Genomic DNA, 870 nt, shown 5'->3' on the forward strand with positions numbered 1-870 from the left:
CTTGTCTTTGTAGAGATCTAAAATAGATTTAATGATCTCTTTAGGCAAATAATCTTTCCAAAAAGAATAGACTTTGTGTATAATAACAGCATCCCAAGAATAGACCTGCTCAATAGTTTCTAGGTCTACATCGGTGATAATAGTTATCAAACGGTCAGCTTCAAATACACGTCCGTTAATAACTGTAGGGTTTTCGAGAGTCTTACATTTCGATTTAGAGAAATAGCTTTCGTAAACTAGTTCGTTTTGGATGTTGATAAATTCAACCTCCGCAATAAAACATTTGGTTTTGGCTAGGTGTTTTAGCTCTTTAACAGTTCGGATTCCTTTTTCTCTACGTGCCGACCCCATAGGGAATTTTTCAGCGACCATCACAGTTGGATAACTTGAGGTGAGGTCAATACTGGAAACGTTTTTTAGTTTACAGTCAATATGAAAAATTGAGGCATGAGTAAAACCGCCCATGAATGCACAGCCTAAATTATTATAGTCTGTTTCAGTCATGAGCATATTTTTCATCATTTCCAGATATCTGGATTTTTTCCCGGAGGAAGATTTTTTATGATTGTTGTTATTGAATAGGCATTCGTTTCTGACGTGGCGGCGAACGTAGCCCGTATTAGTCATTGGGATTTTACGAATGTCTTTATTAAAAAGCATTTGCTCTTTAATGAATGCGAGAATTACAAGAATATCGTTTTTGCAATATTCTAATTCTTTTTCAGTGAGAATAGTTTCATGGTGGCGAACCTTCCCATATTCTAATCCGTCAACCAATTTTTTAATATTTTGGTGTTCGGGTAGAGTTAGGTTTTCAGCGGTTTTAGCCAGTGATAAACCGGAGAGGATTAAACTGTCACGAAATTCTAT

The 870-nt window shown here is 36.0% G+C and carries 1 protein-coding gene; it reads right to left on the minus strand.

Annotation, left to right across the window (positions count from 1 at the left end):
• Positions 1-870 (minus strand): DNA polymerase (locus N1032_RS24340; RefSeq protein WP_259543069.1); only part of this gene is annotated, 870 nt, incomplete at both ends.

The sequence above is a fragment of the Herbiconiux daphne genome, assembly GCF_024979295.1.
GTDB lineage: Bacteria > Actinomycetota > Actinomycetes > Actinomycetales > Microbacteriaceae > Herbiconiux > Herbiconiux daphnes.